Origin of the sequence: Citrobacter freundii complex sp. 2024EL-00216, from assembly GCF_043945515.1 — a bacterium.
Lineage (GTDB): Bacteria > Pseudomonadota > Gammaproteobacteria > Enterobacterales > Enterobacteriaceae > Citrobacter > Citrobacter portucalensis.
Map to the genome: position 1 here is coordinate 14,257 of NZ_JBIMRA010000032.1, position 16,015 is coordinate 30,271.

The 16,015-nt window shown below is 50.2% G+C and carries 18 protein-coding genes and 1 pseudogene; 4 read left to right on the top strand and 15 right to left on the bottom strand.

Going from position 1 to position 16,015, the window contains the following annotated elements:
* Positions 1–2: 2 nt before the first annotated feature.
* Positions 3–5,951, top strand: a complete 5,949-nt coding sequence (locus ACHHZ7_RS23425; protein ID WP_060683369.1) for a DEAD/DEAH box helicase — start codon at positions 3–5, stop codon at positions 5,949–5,951.
* A 7-nt stretch (positions 5,952–5,958) separates the two neighbouring features.
* The gene (locus ACHHZ7_RS23430) at positions 5,959–7,107 is read left to right on the top strand and encodes a PD-(D/E)XK nuclease family protein (RefSeq protein WP_060683370.1); all 1,149 of its coding nucleotides are present in this window, start codon (positions 5,959–5,961) and stop codon (positions 7,105–7,107) included.
* 30 nt (positions 7,108–7,137) lie between these two features.
* On the opposite strand, the pseudogene ACHHZ7_RS23435 reads toward ACHHZ7_RS23430, so the two are convergent.
* The 15 genes and pseudogenes from ACHHZ7_RS23435 to ACHHZ7_RS23505 all read right to left on the bottom strand — a co-directional run.
* Positions 7,138–7,260: pseudogene (locus ACHHZ7_RS23435) on the bottom strand (IS3 family transposase); the annotation flags it as partial.
* Positions 7,261–7,559: 299 nt separating this feature from the next.
* On the bottom strand, positions 7,560–7,763 hold the full coding sequence (locus ACHHZ7_RS23440) for a DUF957 domain-containing protein (RefSeq protein WP_060683372.1): 204 nt from the start codon (positions 7,761–7,763) through the stop codon (positions 7,560–7,562).
* A 29-nt stretch (positions 7,764–7,792) separates the two neighbouring features.
* Positions 7,793–8,269, bottom strand: coding sequence for a DUF5983 family protein (locus ACHHZ7_RS23445; protein ID WP_060683373.1), 477 nt, complete (start codon positions 8,267–8,269; stop codon positions 7,793–7,795).
* Positions 8,266–8,643, bottom strand: a complete 378-nt coding sequence (locus ACHHZ7_RS23450; protein ID WP_060683374.1) for a TA system toxin CbtA family protein — start codon at positions 8,641–8,643, stop codon at positions 8,266–8,268. Before ACHHZ7_RS23450 ends, ACHHZ7_RS23445 begins: the two co-directional genes overlap by 4 nt.
* Before the next feature lie 46 nt (positions 8,644–8,689).
* Positions 8,690–8,932, bottom strand: a complete 243-nt coding sequence (locus ACHHZ7_RS23455) for a hypothetical protein (protein WP_060683375.1) — start codon at positions 8,930–8,932, stop codon at positions 8,690–8,692.
* Positions 8,933–8,937: 5 nt separating this feature from the next.
* On the bottom strand, positions 8,938–9,309 hold the full coding sequence (locus ACHHZ7_RS23460; RefSeq protein ID WP_060683376.1) for a type IV toxin-antitoxin system YeeU family antitoxin: 372 nt from the start codon (positions 9,307–9,309) through the stop codon (positions 8,938–8,940).
* Positions 9,310–9,330: 21 nt separating this feature from the next.
* A complete protein-coding gene (locus ACHHZ7_RS23465; RefSeq protein WP_060683377.1) occupies positions 9,331–9,537 on the bottom strand; it encodes a DUF987 family protein in 207 nt (68 codons plus the stop codon).
* Positions 9,538–9,557: 20 nt separating this feature from the next.
* A complete protein-coding gene (gene radC, locus ACHHZ7_RS23470; protein ID WP_060683378.1) occupies positions 9,558–10,037 on the bottom strand; it encodes a DNA repair protein RadC in 480 nt (159 codons plus the stop codon).
* Positions 10,038–10,048: 11 nt separating this feature from the next.
* A complete protein-coding gene (locus tag ACHHZ7_RS23475; RefSeq protein WP_081003618.1) occupies positions 10,049–10,522 on the bottom strand; it encodes an antirestriction protein in 474 nt (157 codons plus the stop codon).
* Positions 10,523–10,601: 79 nt separating this feature from the next.
* Positions 10,602–11,429 (bottom strand): DUF932 domain-containing protein, encoded by an 828-nt coding sequence (locus tag ACHHZ7_RS23480; protein ID WP_060683379.1) that lies wholly within the window; start codon positions 11,427–11,429, stop codon positions 10,602–10,604.
* A 198-nt stretch (positions 11,430–11,627) separates the two neighbouring features.
* Entirely contained in the window at positions 11,628–11,939 is a 312-nt protein-coding gene (locus tag ACHHZ7_RS23485) for a hypothetical protein (RefSeq protein ID WP_060683380.1), read from the bottom strand.
* A 12-nt stretch (positions 11,940–11,951) separates the two neighbouring features.
* The gene (locus ACHHZ7_RS23490; protein WP_060683381.1) at positions 11,952–12,236 is read right to left on the bottom strand and encodes a hypothetical protein; all 285 of its coding nucleotides are present in this window, start codon (positions 12,234–12,236) and stop codon (positions 11,952–11,954) included.
* Between the two features lie 33 nt (positions 12,237–12,269).
* A complete protein-coding gene (locus tag ACHHZ7_RS23495; protein WP_225623053.1) occupies positions 12,270–12,785 on the bottom strand; it encodes a hypothetical protein in 516 nt (171 codons plus the stop codon).
* 3 nt (positions 12,786–12,788) lie between these two features.
* Entirely contained in the window at positions 12,789–13,340 is a 552-nt protein-coding gene (locus ACHHZ7_RS23500) for a hypothetical protein (protein ID WP_060683784.1), read from the bottom strand.
* A 306-nt stretch (positions 13,341–13,646) separates the two neighbouring features.
* Positions 13,647–14,537, bottom strand: a complete 891-nt coding sequence (locus ACHHZ7_RS23505) for a GTPase family protein (protein ID WP_225623054.1) — start codon at positions 14,535–14,537, stop codon at positions 13,647–13,649.
* Between the two features lie 255 nt (positions 14,538–14,792).
* Here ACHHZ7_RS23505 and ACHHZ7_RS23510 point away from each other — a divergent pair, with 255 nt between their 5' ends.
* Entirely contained in the window at positions 14,793–15,404 is a 612-nt protein-coding gene (locus tag ACHHZ7_RS23510) for a DUF6896 domain-containing protein (protein ID WP_225623094.1), read from the top strand.
* Positions 15,405–15,449: 45 nt separating this feature from the next.
* Complete coding sequence (locus tag ACHHZ7_RS23515; RefSeq protein WP_225623095.1) at positions 15,450–15,791, top strand: hypothetical protein; 342 nt, start codon at positions 15,450–15,452, stop codon at positions 15,789–15,791.
* Positions 15,792–16,015 lie beyond the last annotated feature (224 nt).

A 16,015-nucleotide genomic window follows, 5' to 3' on the forward strand; every position in this document is an offset into this window, starting at 1 on the left:
TAATGAATAATCCACTGGAAACATTTGAATCAATAAGAGATTTTTATATTTCGTACCTTGAAACAGCCTTCCGTATTGATTCATCAGACATACAGTCTGAACGGCGAGCGTTACTGGAACAGCAAGGGACATTATGTGCCGATCTATTTCTTGAACCGATGCCCCGATATCAGCATTATGGCTTAACTATCAGCGAATTACGAAATGATGCTTATGGTCAGACATGGTTGCCAGGGTTTAATGCGCAACAAAGGGCGGCATTCATCGACCTCTGTTTAGGTGGACTTCTGCCCCACAATAAAACGGATTCAACTAAGGGACGTTTTAATCTTTATACCCATCAACTGGACATGCTGAAAAGAGGGGTACAGCCAGGGAAACCGGGCATTGTCACCTCCGGGACTGGTTCCGGTAAAACCGAATCATTTTTACTGCCTGTTCTGGCACAGATCGCAAAAGAAGCTACCGGCTGGCCGCAAAGCCCGGCGTTGAAGTGCTGGCAACCGTGGTGGCATAAGGTTGCGGATAAACAGCCCAGCTTCATGCGCGAGCATGAAGCCGCTGCTCGTCCGAAAGCGGTACGCGCGCTGATCCTCTACCCGATGAATGCCTTGGTAGAAGATCAACTGGTACGTATGCGACGGGCGCTGGATTCCAGCGAAGCTCATGATGTCATGGATACGCATTTCGGCGGCAACCGGATCTTCTTTGGCCGTTATACCAGCGCAACTAAAGTAACTGGCTGGCTTAAACATCCCCGACTCAGTGAAGAAAAAAATGAGAAAAAGCGCGTGGCTAAAAAAATCACTGAGCTGCGTGAATATATGCAATTAACGGAAGAGACCCATCAGGAGGCGGTACGACAAGCGCAGCAGGACAAGGATAACGAATTATCGTTTAATTTCCCCCGAACCGCTGGCGGAGAGGTTCTCAGCCGCTGGGAAATGCAAAAGACACCGCCCGATATTCTGATCACCAACACCAGCATGCTCTCAACGATGCTGGTTCGCGAGGTGGACGATCCTATTTTTGAGCAAACCCGACAGTGGATTGAGCGCGATCCTGATGCCTATTTTTATCTTATTCTTGACGAACTTCATCTACAGCGAGGAACCGCTGGTACTGAAGTCAGCTACTTGCTTAAACATTTGATCAACCGGCTGGGGCTGGATCAGGAAAAACACCGACACAAACTGCGCATTCTGGCCTCCAGCGCCTCTTTACCCGTTGAAGGTGCTGAAGGTGATCAAAGCGTCGAATATTTATGGGGGATGTTCGGTCAGCGGGGATTACCCGCAGGTGCCTCTTCCAACGACTGGAGAGAATGTATTATTAAAGGTGACCCCCTTCCCCCGGGCAATATGTCTCTTTTCCAGGGGGATCGGGAGGCGTTTTATCACGCAGTGCTTCAGTTACAGCAAGCACCACTTACCTCATTACAACACTGGCAGAATGTCGCCCGCAGCATGGAAATGACAGCCAGTGAAGCCTCTACAGAACAACTAGCGCAACGTGTCGTTTTACAGGCGGGCAACCTGCTTGAAAGTGGCTGCTATACGGACGATCTCTCTCCGAGAGCTACGTCAATCAAAATGCTTAGTTCACGCCTTTTTAACGCCCAACCCCATAGTGACAAAGCGCTCCAGGCATTAATCTGGTTACGTTCGACTGAGGGAGATTGGCCGCAATGGTTTTCACATGCCTTTCCTGATGATATCGGTGCGCCACGTTTCCGCGCTCATGCTTTTTTGCGCGCTCTTGAGGGGTTATATGTCGCGCCATTGCCCGTCCCTAGCGCTGCATCTGCGCAAGAAATTAATCAAAGATATTTTGGCGATCTTACCGTGGAGTCCGGCTTACGTTACGGCAAAGATAAAAAATCGCGGCGTGTCGAATTACTCTATTGTGAATGTTGCGGTAATCTCTTTTGGGGGGGTAAACCTTCGGTCTTTTCCGGTTCAGAAAGTCGAATTGAACTTTTACCCAACGACCCTGATACGGAACAACTGCCCGAACACGCAAAATCAGTCATGGTAGAACGCCGATCTGCTGAAGAATACGCGCTATTTATGCCCGTTGTCGAACGTTTCTGGCCGAAAGGAAATGAGGAGCTAAACAGCGATAATGACAATACTTTTGGTACTTGGGTAAAAGCCAGCTACGATCCATTTACCGCCACTATTCAACACCCAGTATCGCTCTTAAAACCGCTACCGGAAAACCATATAGCGGGCTGGTTCTATTACGTCAAACCCGGTGAATTTGCCTCCTCGGAAAGAGGCCAGTCATCCAGACAGTCACCTGGAACGGCGCTACCTTTTCAGTGTCCGGCGTGTGGTACGTCCTATAAATACGGCAAAGGTAAGCTCTCCCCAATCCGTAGCTTTCGCGTCGGTTTTTCGAAAACGACACAACTACTGGCCAGCTCGCTAATGGCGGAACTACAGCGATCGGGTAACCGTGAGCAACTGGTAACGTTTTCAGACAGTCGTCAAGATGCCGCAAGGGCGGCGCTCGATCTGGAATCGGGTCACCATGACGACGTCAGACGAGAAATTGTTGTCCATTCGCTACAGACTATTGCGGCTGATAAACCGTCCCATAACCAACTAAAAATACGCCAGGCAGAGATAGAGAACCGGAACAAAACACTAGTTAACCTCAGCGTAAGGTCGGATGAGGAAGAGGATGAATTGGATCAACTTGCTGATGAACGAAAGAAAATCAGAGGGTTATTATCAAAGCCTGAATCTGACAGCATACCTCTGCGTGAAATCCTCGAACCTGAATCACCGGATGCAGGTCAACCGCTTGGCCCGCTGTTAAGGGCGCAGGTAGATGCAGGTATTCACCCTTCCGATCGTACTGGCATCGCGCCTGTTCCCGATCCAGAAAAACATGAAGAAGGCACGCTGACCTTTGCATGGCAACAACTCTTTGAAAAGAACACGCAGGGGGAGTGGTGCTGGAAGGCGCTTCCATCCTATGAAGACAACCTGCTTGTGGCACGACAGGAGATTTCACGCGATCTGAAACGGCTGGTGGGGGAAAGCGTATTCAGTAAAACCTACTTCGCGCTGGAAGAGTCCGGTTGGGGTTATCCCTGCCTTCCCATTACCGGAAACGACTCACGGGAACATCTCGCGATTTATGACGCAATGTTTCGTGTGTTGGCGGACGCATACCGGGTTACCCCTTCACAATATACAAAGCCAGAAACTCCATGGAGTTCAGCGCGCGATGTCAATCGTAGAAACCGCCTGTACCGTTTTACACAGGAGATATGCCAGTGTTCAGGAGGCGAGCCTTTATCTTTAATTGATAGTTTTCTCCGGCGACTAGAGCTGGCGGGTCATCAGGGCGGTATTATTGATATTGGTAAAATGCATTTTCGCCTGGCGGAACCTACAGATCGCGTCTGGCGCTGCTCCCGCTGTGGGCGTATACACATGCATACCGGCGCGGGAATCTGCACTCGTTGCTACTCTCCTTTACCAGAAACGCCGTGCAGTGAGGCAAAAACGCTCCAGATGCAACACTATCTCGGCAAACGTCTCTCACATTCTTCTGGTATTCACAGGATGCGCTCAGAGGAACTGACTGGAATGACCGAAAATCCGGCGGCAAGGCTACGCCGGTTTAAAGGTATTCTGATTGCCGACGACGATGATATTTTACCGGAAGGAATGAAAGATTTTGCGCCCGATAGAGACCTTGACCGGGCAGCTCGCGTGGTCGATGTGCTTTCCGTAACCACCACCATGGAAGTGGGCGTGGATATTGGTGATTTACGCGCGGTCTTTCAGGCCAACATGCCACCACAGCGCTTTAATTATCAACAGCGTGTCGGACGTGCCGGACGACGTGGACAGGCGTTTTCATTCGTCTTAACCGCGTGTCGCAGCAAGAGCCACGATCTGTTCTACTTCCGCCACCCGGAAAAAATTACTGGCGATCTCCCTCCGCCACCGTTTCTGACCACAAATCTGGAAATGATCTGCCAGAGACTGGTACGAAAAATCTGGCTGGTGTCGGCATTCAAATGGTTAAGGCAGCAAACGGAAAAAGCCGATCACCCATGGCCGGTTGACGACTACGCACACGTCCCTGATAACCATGGTGAGTTTTTCCCGGTGCACTGGCTGAAAGAAAACCAAACGGACTGGCTGCCAAAAATCCGGCAGGCCATCGAAGCAACCATCCTGGCGCGCGATGAATTTGCCCGGACCAGCACACAGCAAAACCCATATTTGTTCCAGAAAATTATTCAGCCTTTGACGCCGGAACAGCTGATTCAGGATATCAACGCCGTACTGAACGACAGCGCGATGGAGGCGAAAGGACTGGCAGAAGCGTTGGCGGAACACGGTAAATTCCCAATGTATGGCATGCCGACCCGATCACGCCTTTTGCTGACAAGGCCAGTCAGCACAGGTGAAAAAGAAATCGAATTCGCCAGCATGGACCGCGATCTGGATATTGCGATACAGGAATTTGCCCCCGGAAAAATTCTGGTTCAGGATAAACGACGCTACTTTACAGCAGGTTATAGTGGACTGCTTAAACAGAGCAGAAAAAATCCACGATCATTTTATTCAAATGCCTGCGAACCGGGTGAACTCAGAACAATGACCGCCTGTCCAGTGTGCAACATCTGGGCTCCGGCAAACTCTCTGGCCACCGAATGTACTATCTGCGGTGCCGTTATGGATAAGGCAGAGCGCTATCAATGCTATGTTCCTTATGGATTTATCACCACGCTGGAGCCCAAATCGGCCAAAGAGGATTTTGATCAGATCCTGACCACGGCCAGTCGTGTATCAATTGCAGAAGCCTACACTTTTTCTGCCACGCCAGAGCCTGACGTTAATGTGGCGATACAGCTTCAGCCGCAGACATGTCTGCACCGCCTGAATCGGGGAATTTATACCGATAAAACATGGCGTGGTTTCAGCGCAACACAGGGGAGCCTAACGGTCCCTTTCAGAAAGCAGGGGACCTACCAGCCGCTTTGGGCTAACCGGGTTTGGATAGATAGTCAAATTATTGAGGCCGACCTGTTAGTTAAAAACCGCTTTAACGATCGGGGAGAAACCCGAAACACATTTTATCTTGCCGCGCCTAAAGTGACTGATCTACTTGCGCTGATGGTTGCCCAAACCCCGCCGGGTCTCCGGCTACAGTATTCCACTCTAACTCCGGCATTCAGAGCTGCTGCGCTCTCGGCGTCTTTTATCATTGTTAACTATGCATCAAAAGAGCTATTGGATATTGATCCTGAAGAAATTGAAATTCTGGAACCCCGCGTTCAAATGCTGAAAAACGGTAAGTCGGTACCAGTTCTGCAAATGGCCGATCGTCTGGTTAATGGTTCAGGGTTATGTGAACGGCTGCAGCAGAAGGACGCATCCGGTTCTCTCATTATACTTGAGGTCATGAAGAAGATTTTAAATAACAAAACGGCTTACCCGCTGGCTGAGTTCCTGCAATCCGATCATCGCGAACGATGCTTTCAAGGATGTTATCACTGCCTGCACCGATACGGAAACCAGCCGTATCACGGGTTGCTGGACTGGCGTCTGGGACTGGATGTTATTCAACTTCTTCTGGATCAAACCTATAACGCCGGGCTGAACGGTGATTTTACATCTCCGGGCGTGTCTGACTGGCCGGAAAATGCCCTACGATTAGCTAAAGAGGCCGCTTCGCTATACAGCGACAGTGACGTAAAAGTGATGGGGAATATACCCGTGATTCGCACCGGTGACGGGCGGTGGGCCGCCGTACTACATCCATTCTGGGATCCCGATGCTGCATTTGCTGCAAACCCCGAACTTGAGGCATTTTCATATGAGGTGGACGTAGACGCAACGAATACTTTTGCGTTGTCCCGCCGCATGGGGACTGAAATGGCGAAATTACGGACTCAGGCGTCCTCATCTCTGGAGTGATAATGCAATGAATGAAATGATTCTATCGCGTACTCATCCGGTGCTTCCTTCTCTGCTGGGGAGTTTCGCTGTTTGTCCGGCGAAATACTTGCTGGAAAGTGAAGCTCATTCTTACGCACGTTTACCGTTGCATCCGGCAGTCATTCTGGGCCAGGTAATACATCAGCGCGTCAATTCACTGACACATCGGGAGGCCGCTTTCGAGAATTATACCCTTAGGCAACTGGAAAATGATTTTACGACCGCGCTGACAGCCAATCGACGCGCCGGACCGGTAGCAAACTGGATATATGACCGTCACGGCGTTGCCGGGCTGGTGTCACGCCAAATGCTTGTTACCCAGATCCGCTACGTCAGATCGCTTATGCCACCTGTTTTCGTAAAAGGGGGCCCTGCACACGAAAAAACATTACCCGTTGGCCGGGAGGTTATGCTGACCAGCAATGATTTCGATATGCATGGGCGGGCCGACCTCATATATCAGGAGCGACCCGATCGGTTAAACGTAGTTGATTTGAAAACCGGAAAGGTAACAGACGAACAAAACCAGCCGAAAGAAGCTAACCTGTTACAGATTGCGGCCTATGGCATAATGGTAAAAGAGCGAGCACCTGATATGAACATTGGGTTAGTTCTGACGGGGAGCCGTGATAGCTGGGAAGGTACGCTGAATACAGAGCTGATTGAGCGGGTCACTACGATTATCAAAAATATTAATCGACTTTTGCCACGGAATATCCCACTTTCAGTATATGAGCTGACTTGTCCTGGCACGCACTGCTCCCATTGTTCCTGCCGTTGCTCGTGCTCGGCCTGGACAGAAAAGCTACGAAAGCAGATGCAACCGTCTCTTTCTGATCAACAGCATTGCGGAATTGATATCAGCGGAAAATTACTTGAAGCGGAAAGTGACGATCATCTTCTTACGCTGAAGATCCTGCTACCTGATAATTCAGTTGTTAAGGTCTTTCGTGTGCCTTCCAGCACCATCCCAGAACCAACGGAAATAACAGGAAAAAAAATCATACTGTACGGATTAAACACCTTTAGCGAGACATCAACAGAGTATTTTCCCCGCAACTTCTATGTCATCAATATGCAGGATACGAAAAGATCGGCGTTTCAGTTTCACTGGCAAAGTGAAGGAATGAATTGAACAATGGATTATGTTGTAAGCACACTTGTTTTAGCTCCACGTACTTTTTGAGATTTCCGTGGGGAGAAGATTTCCCACCATTAGCCGGTACACTTACGGCATCAGGTTATTCAGGGATTCATGAGGCCGTTCGCTGTTATATTCCGTCAGCCAATAGTCGTAACGGTATTGCCACACTCCCCATTCATTCGCTTTACCCCCATCAATACTGTCGATTAATGCATAAATATCAATAGGTTGAATGGTGATGACTTCTGTCAGGCTCAACGCTGCATTACGTCCGGTGACGATACGTTCAATGCTGGTGGAGCAAATCACATGTGTGTGATCGGTTAACACGTCAGGATCGGTGTGCATCAGTGCGACCATTATTTTCTTTCCTTATATAAAGTAAAACACCAGCCCGGTTAAGGCTGGCGCTTGCGTATATATGTAATGTGCAGGAGGCAGGGTTATTCTGACCGGGCCCGTTGCATCAACTGCAGATGGCGGAGATCGCGAACATCATTCAATGCCTGCTCCACGTGCGGGAGCAGGATGGTGGAGTTCGTATTGTCCTTATCGTTATCAAAGATAATCGGTGTGTCACAGTCGATATTATCCCGTAGCCAGTCGATCAGGATTTGCAGGGCTTCTTCGGTGGTTAATGTCCGCATAAAAAGACCTCGTGGTAATTGGAACCGGATCACCACGCAAAGGTGGAGAAACCGGATAGCTGCTCGCCCAGGGCATCAAGATGAATAATGCGAATGTGATAACGACACATTAATGTCACAACTAACCGACGGCAGGCTTTCGATAATCCCCGTTTCTTTAGCTGAAGTACCGGGTACTGCCACGCATCGAGGTGGATCAGATAACCGGAACCGGTATAGCAGACCCACTCACTGTCGCCGTGGTCTTCATGCTGATGCGAGAGCGTATACAGCAGGCTGTTATCAGCTTCGGTGATATGGGCGGTACTGCACTGAATACCATTAAACCGGGCGACAGGCGGGAGTGGATTGTCATCATCGTTAACCACACGAAGTGAATAACCGTTATCACAGACCACATTAATCAGGTCGGTCAGTTCAATACCATCAATATCCACGCTAATCCGGCCCATGTTGAGGGCCAGAACGTTAATGGCATCGGCTTCCACGGTGAGGGATAACTTCATTGTGTCACCCCGCTGTATTTGCCGGTGGTGATATCTGTCACCGCTTTGTACCCGTTACGTTTCATCAGGCCGGTGGCCCGTCTGGCCCGGAGCATGTCAATGCGGCCAATAAAGGGAGACGGGTGACTGATGGAGAAACCGGGCCTGTCGGTGCGTACCAGGTCATATTTTTCGACGATAAAGTTCAGCGCATCCGCCAGTGAGATACCGGCATCGATATGCTGTGCAATCACCTGCTCATCACCAAACGGAGTATCGTTAAGCGTAAGACCGTAGTGCTGTTCCAGCAGGTACGTGAGCAGCATTTGCCAGATGTTGACGGGTGACGGGCGTGAGGGTACCGCCCGTCTGTGGGGTACGGGTTGAGTCTGCATAAAGGCGTATCTCTGTTAAATAAAAGAGGTGGTGAGGGTGGAGCGATTACGCTGAGGGTTGCTGACGAATGGCGTCCAGTGACGCTTCCAGTGTGGACCAGTTAATGCCCTGTTCCGCATCGTGATGCCGGTCGGCATGCTGTAGCGTCGCAATCGCTTCCTCTTCGGTAACGGAGGCATCAATGCTGCGCACATCATCCGTGTACCAGAGTGAGTACAGGACAAAATCATCATTCTGGTGCTGCTGCAGATGTCTGATGACGTCACTGATTTTACAGGCGTGTGTCATGGTGATTACTCTCCGGGTTGTGCTGCCGGTGCGGGTGTCGGATAAATTGCGATATAGACATAACCACAACTGGCAAGTGAGTCAGCCTCGCAGGTGAGTCCTTTCGCATACAGCGTGACGCAGTGCTGATGGCGGGGAGTGAGTTCACCGCTGGTCAGCATCAGTTCCATCTGCTTCATCAGCAGAGGAAATTCCTGGTCGAGATGACGTAAATCCGCGTCACTGAATTTACCGGTAATACTGGCGCGGTCAGCCAGATAATGAAGGCGGTTACCTTCCTGAACCAGTCGTGCGCCAAAACACGGGGTGATACTGCGTTTCAGTCCCCACCGGGGTTCTGCAATATCATGCTCTGTTGCGGGTGTTGTATTCGACAATGTAGTGCTCCTCATATCAGGTTAATTAAGTGTGACGCAGCGCAGGACCACATACGGGCCGCTGCGGTCCTGACGGCGTTCCGCGAATACCGTATCCTGCACCTCCCGACCTGCGTAATGGCAGACGCTGCCGGACCAGTGATATCTGCAGGTACAGAAGCGAAACAGCCGGGACTGTGGATGTTGCCGGTATATCGTCATCGCCTGGCGTTTACTGATAATCTTCATGATGTTGTTTCCCTGTTGCGTTACAGCCAGCCACGTTCAGCAAAGGAGACAATATCCATTCCGCCCACCACCAGGTGGTCAGGCAGGCGAATTTCCACCAGGTCCAGCGCCTGTTTAAGACGTTCCGTAATCTGGCGGTCGGCCTGGCTGGGTTCCGCAAGCCCCGAAGGGTGGCAGTGTGCAATGATGATGGCAGCAGCGTTGTGTTTCAGTGCCGCCTTCACCACTTCCTTGGGATGGACCTGCGTATGGTTGATGGTGCCGGTGAAGAGGGTTTCGTGGGTAATAAGACGATGCTGGTTATCGAGGAACAATACGATAAATTCCTCCCTCTCCAGTGATGCCAGTTGCAGACGCAGCCAGTCACGTACCGAACTGCTGGAGGTAAATGACGCACCGGGTTCACGTAACTGACGCTCCAGCAGGGTTAGCGCCTTCCGGATGGTGTGTTGCGCGGATGCCGGTAATTCAGCGGCAAACAGCGGTAACTGTTGTTCCATTGCTGCATCCCTCAGTCGATGATATGCATGATGGCGTTACATTCCGCATGATTCAGGGCGTAATCCCGCAGCCGGTAATAATGCGCAGTCATCGCGTCGCATTCGGTCCGGCAGGCATGGTGGCTGTATTCAATAAGGCAGGCGGCAATACCGGCGGCTTCCGCACTCATTTCAGCACTGTTGCCGTTCATGTCGTTAAACAGCGTCCAGGCTTCATCATTGTTCTCTGCCTCCGGTGCCATAAACGCGCCACCGTTGCTGAGGGTGAGAAACTGCCAGATACCGCCCCGGTAGTTGTCACAGAGCCTGTCCATCCGGCCAAAGATGCGGGGCTCCAGCAACATCCACTGGGGGATACCACCGAAATGCTGAGGCCAGAAGCGGATGCGGTTCTCATCGGATACCTGTGTGGCGGTAATCTGATGTTGTGCTGCAATCGGAACGGTTGCTTCCGGGGTGAACAGTGGCAGTGTATTGTCGGTCATGCTGATTTTTCCTTGTTTATTAATAGGGTAAAGCTGTGGGGCAACTAATGCGGGATAACAGTGAGGAAACGGCTGGAGGTTACTTGCTGAGGGTGGTCAGCATGTTTTCCGCCATCACCCAGAGCGCACGGTTGAGCTTCACGTCACCGTCGATACCGTTAACGGCGCGGGTATGGCTGCGTTTGCCCTTCGCGGTACGTCCGGGCAAACCGCCTTTCAGCAGGTTCTCCTGCAGTCTCTGGTACGTTGTCCACAGGTCGTTCTGACGATCTTCATAGCGGCGGGGTGTCAGTATCTGTGTTGCCGTCACCGGCTGGTGGTCTTCACCATAACGGTATGTCAGTGCGGCATTCGCCAGTGCCTGTTGTGCCGGGGGTGGCAATATCAGCGACTGCATGGCATCACGCTTCTCTTCCACCCGGTCAAACACACCGAGGACTTCATAAGCCCCCTCAATGACTTTCTCCACTACATCGCCCCGGTGTGGTACACGCACTTCGCCAAACGACTGCCCGCAGACGAGTGAGTTGGTACAGACGCTGCGGAAGATACCGGGCAGCATCTGATAACTTGATGAGCCATCATGAGAGTTCAGCAGGATAATTTCCGGGACCAGATGACCGGTGATTTGTCCGGCACGACGCAGACGCAGACGCAGCATGTGCTTCGTGTGTTCACGCTTACTCTCGTCACGCACTTTCGTCTGACAGGCGAAGAACGGCTGAAAACCTTCGCGCTGCAGGTTTTCAAGGATGGTGATGGTTGGTATCCAGGTGTAGCGTTCACTGCGGGACGCATGTTTGTCCTCACCGAAGATACTGGGGACATGACTCATCAGTTCTTCGTGAGTCAGTGGACGGTCACGGCGTATCTGGTTAATTCGCCCGAAGCGGCTGGCTAATCTCATGGATGACTCCTGTTGAAACGGTATAAATGAAGAAAGACCATGCCCCGGGAGGAGGCATGGTCTTCAGGTAATTAACGACTGGTAAAACAGCCGTACGTTTTAATGTGTTCTGTGACGGGGTACTGCCCAGCCATAAAAGTAAAAAGGCCATCCCAGGAAGGGACAGCCTCTGCAGATGTGGTGTGTTCAGTACAGCAATTATGTCAGTTGCTGTCCCACAGTCAGCAGACCCGCAAGCCAGCCAATACACTGGGGACCGGCCAGCCAGAACAGACGGGCTTTCAGCAACCCTGCCGCACCACCCGATGTATAAATACGGTCAGGCATCAGCCACTGACGCAGGAAAGCGCCCAGGGTCATGCCTGCTCCCGGTCCGGTGGTCATCCAGAACAGGTATCCTGCCCCCTGCCAGAAGTCACGTATCGCACCGGTGTTGCTGAACGCGTTAAACAGCACAACCACAAGCGCAATGATGAACGCAATCATGAAATATTTAATAACAAGCGCCATTTTCTTCTTTCCTTACTTTCTGCACTGTTGTGCAGCCTTCAGCATGTTTTCCATAAAGCCCGGTGGCACATATCCATACTGTGTGTTCAGCTTCTGCAGTTCTCCCTGCGTGTACCGGGTCTTCAGGTCGTCATAAATACACCCGCAGACGGCAGTGCTGCCGCCACCGGATTTACATCCACGAATGAACTCGCGTTCGTCCTTGTCACCACAACCGCTGAGCACAACGGCTGACAACAGCGTACAGAGCAGTAAAAGACCGCGTGATGCTGTCCGGGTCGTTTGTTGGTTTTTCATTACGTCATGTCCTTATCTGTGAGACCGGAGGTATCAGAGGCTGTCTGCTTCCGGAATACCTTCTTCCGCCAGTGAATGGCTGATGTTGTTCACCATCGTCACCGGGTCGAGTCTGATTTCTGCCAGCAGTTTCCCGCTCTCCGGTACTCCCTTATAAACATAAAGGGATGCGAAGGGCTCTCCCGCATCATCCGAACCGGCTGAAACCTGGTAACTGGTATCGCCGTTTCTGACGGTGAAGTTCTGAATGCTGATGACCTGATTGTTCGTGTACGCATAACTGGTGCTGCCTGCCGGAACAGTGAGGTTCATCTCCTTGTTTTTCGCGCCCGTTTTCCCGAATGAATACGAGACCGACGGGGTGACAATGCAAATCTCCACTTCCTTTTTATGGTTCATTGTCTGTGCGTAAAATACCGGTTGCGCACAGTGCGGGTCATGAGTCTGACGGAGCGTGTCCGGTGTCGCTGCATGCAAAACTGATGCAGCGGTGAATAACACGGCTGCACTCAGCAGCAGGTGGCGGGTAATGGTTTTCACGGTGTTCATTCTTTATTCTCCCCTTTCCGGCAACATGACATAGATATCCTGCCCACGGTCTTCAATGGTCACGGGCTCCTTACCGCCGGTGTTCAGCAACGCCTGCGCCCGCCAGAAGCGACCGCTGACCTCTTCCTTCATATTAATGACGCGAATGCATCGCTCATCACTGCCATCGTCACGCAGAATTCTCGTCACTACCGTGCAGGCACTCTGTGCAAGACTCTCCGTATCGGACTGTTTACTGAACTGATATAACGCCACGAATGACAGCGCGGTGCAGAGCACCCAGACCTGCAGAAGCCGCCACGGCTTGCCCTGATTCTGGTCACGCTGGCGAAGGTAAACAAAATAGAGGGGAAACCACAGCCATGACGGCGGTGTGATGCCCTGCTTCATCAGGTTTGTCCGGTCCAGCAACACCCAGACCAGCGCGACGACCAGATAAATGACAAGCGCCATGTTCTGCGGAAAGTTCAGGTACAGCACCACCCAGAGCAACGGGAGCACGACGGCCAGGCACCAGGCAAATATGTCCTGACGTAATAAGGGGTAGGATTTCATCTCAGGGTCTCCCGGTTGGTACAGACACCCGTCATCACGGGCATAAAAGCACACATAAAATATTCCTTTATAAACAATTGATTAAATAAGACGAATGACAGGGGATATCTTCACATCCAGCACAGATCGTACTGGCTAATCAGAAGGCGGGATAATTGTTAATTCAGATCGATATGCGTAAACTGATCGTTGATATCTATCAATAATAACGATCGATATATTATATTCAATAGCTAATAACTATCATGAATAAGCATTTCGATCGTCGAAACAGATCGAAGCGGCAGTGAAAAAAGCACAGTGAAATCAGAACAGGAGATGCCAGACAGCACGGATAACCGCCAGGAACCGCAGGCGGAGTCGCTGTAGCTGTCGTACCAGCCTGCCTGATGTCTGTATGGCTGCGACGGCATCATCAAAGATGTCGCCAGTGGCCTGGACAAAGTGCTCGCGGGCAGTTTTCTGAACATATTCCGTTTGCAGCTCAGGGCTAAGATGACGGAAAACCGCGCTACTGCTGCTCACCGGCAGCGCCTTAATCAGCGCTTCTGCCCAGAGTTCGAGGTGATAGTTTTCCGCTGCGGATACTGCAATGACCGGATGGACAGTCGCAAACTGTGTTCCAGCAAGCTCAGTTTTGGCATGAAGATTTTCAGCCTGACGTGGCGAGGGCTGGTGGTTTGCATTGTCCCATTCGCGACAGGGCTCCATTTTATCCGCCTGCGTGAGAACAAACAGAAAACGCTCTGGTGCAGCTCCCGCGCCCAGCAGTTCGCGGTAACAGCGCAGGTCATCTTTCCAGGCACGGTCGTCAGCCTTCAGCGCCCAGACAATCAGGTCCAGCTTCGGGGCCCATGCCCGGTACAGTCGACGATATTGCCTGTCGGGTTCCGGGGTTTCGGCAATGCCGGGAAAATCGGCAATATGAAGCGTTCGTGGACCACGGGTAACCTGATAACGGTGAACGCGCCGCGTGCAGCCCCTGACGGGGTCAACACTGGCGGGGGGCGGACTGAACAGGGTATTACACAGGCTGGATTTACCTGCGCCTGATTTTCCCATGATGCCAATCACCGGTTCGTAGTGAACACAGCGGAGCAGGCGCTCCACCATGGCTTCCGACAGAACGCCCGGGAGACGGGATAAGGATTGTTTCAGGGCGTCAGGAATTTGCCCGGTAGGAATACGGTCTGACACATTGACCTCCGTGAGTTAAACGACAGGACGGCAGCAATAGTGGCTGGCGTACTCACGGTGGTAATATCGGCCTGAATGTTTATGGAACTGAATATCAAAGTACAACAGATGAATGTCCCCTTTGTGCCAGAAGCGGATATCAAGAGCATAGCCAGTGTTAATTTATCGGGAAAAGGGATATTATCCTTAATAGCGTTTTTGGTTCCGAGTGAAGTATTGCATCCATTTCTCAATAATTTGAAGTGAGCTTGTGATATGAATAATAATCTTTATCGTTTGATTGTTGATTTTCAAGAAAATGTCCAAGTGGCTTTAAAGCTAATGCATCGGTCTGGAATTAAAATGCCATCAAGTTGCTATGGGTGGATTGAATCTGATATACCCAATATTGGTGAGTTAGATGGTGGTGTCAAATATTATAAACATGGGGCTGGATGCAGGGTAGATCTAAACTCCGGGAGCGTAGATTTTGATTTTGGGGGGCGAGGTGAGGTAGGAGGGTTTAATTCTTGGTGGTTGACCAACTTTGCAGGGGAAAATCTAATAGATTACGGATTCAGAAATTTTGATGATGTCTCTGATCATTTAAAAAAGGCCCTAGATGATGGAGAACTGATTTTTCCAGATCATGATCTTTATTATTTTGCTAATGTCCCACATACTTACGCTATAGATACAGATTGCCGCTTCCCTGAGGACATGCTCCCATGTCGCAATCACGACCGCTTATTAACATTACAAATTCATTATTTCGAAACGGCTGATCTTATGTTTAAAAATTACAATAAGCTCAACAAAAAAATGACAAAGAATGGCCATTTGAGTGAGAGAAATAAATTTGACATGGGAATTTATCTCTCTACATGATTAGGTTTTTTAGGTGTGGTCTGCGAAGGATTTAAAAGCTTAAACATGCCACTCTTACTCGATAATGAACGCCCTAGAGAATTTAAAGAATTATTACCAATTTCAGATGGCATCGGAAAATTGATGAACGAACATTCGAACTCACTCAGGATATTTAGAAATAATGTTTTTCATCTTAGAGAAAGTACTGGCTTTATACATCATTTTTTTGATAAGGAAGTTGAGCGTCTTCCATGGGCAGGTGACTTACATATAGCACTTTCACATTTCTTTTCGCAGTATAGAATTTTTTGCGAAGTGCATTATGTTATTAATGGGCGTAAAGGTGAGAGCAATATGATAAAGAAAAAAGTAACACGCCCTAAGAAAGTTGCTTTGAGATATTAAAGATACATGCTAATGAGTTGAGCCATTCATCTTACCTAAAAACAATGTCTTCTTCTCTTCTTAATCGAGCTTGATGATTTTTCATAGCGTCCGCTTCGTGCCAACAGCGGAAGTTGCTAACCGGATTTTTACTGAAGCTTGAGCAGCGATGCCACTTACTGATGCCTATCAGTAATGGGGCTCTTGATGATTCAAATAAAAAAGATTAAATTGATTGAGATTAT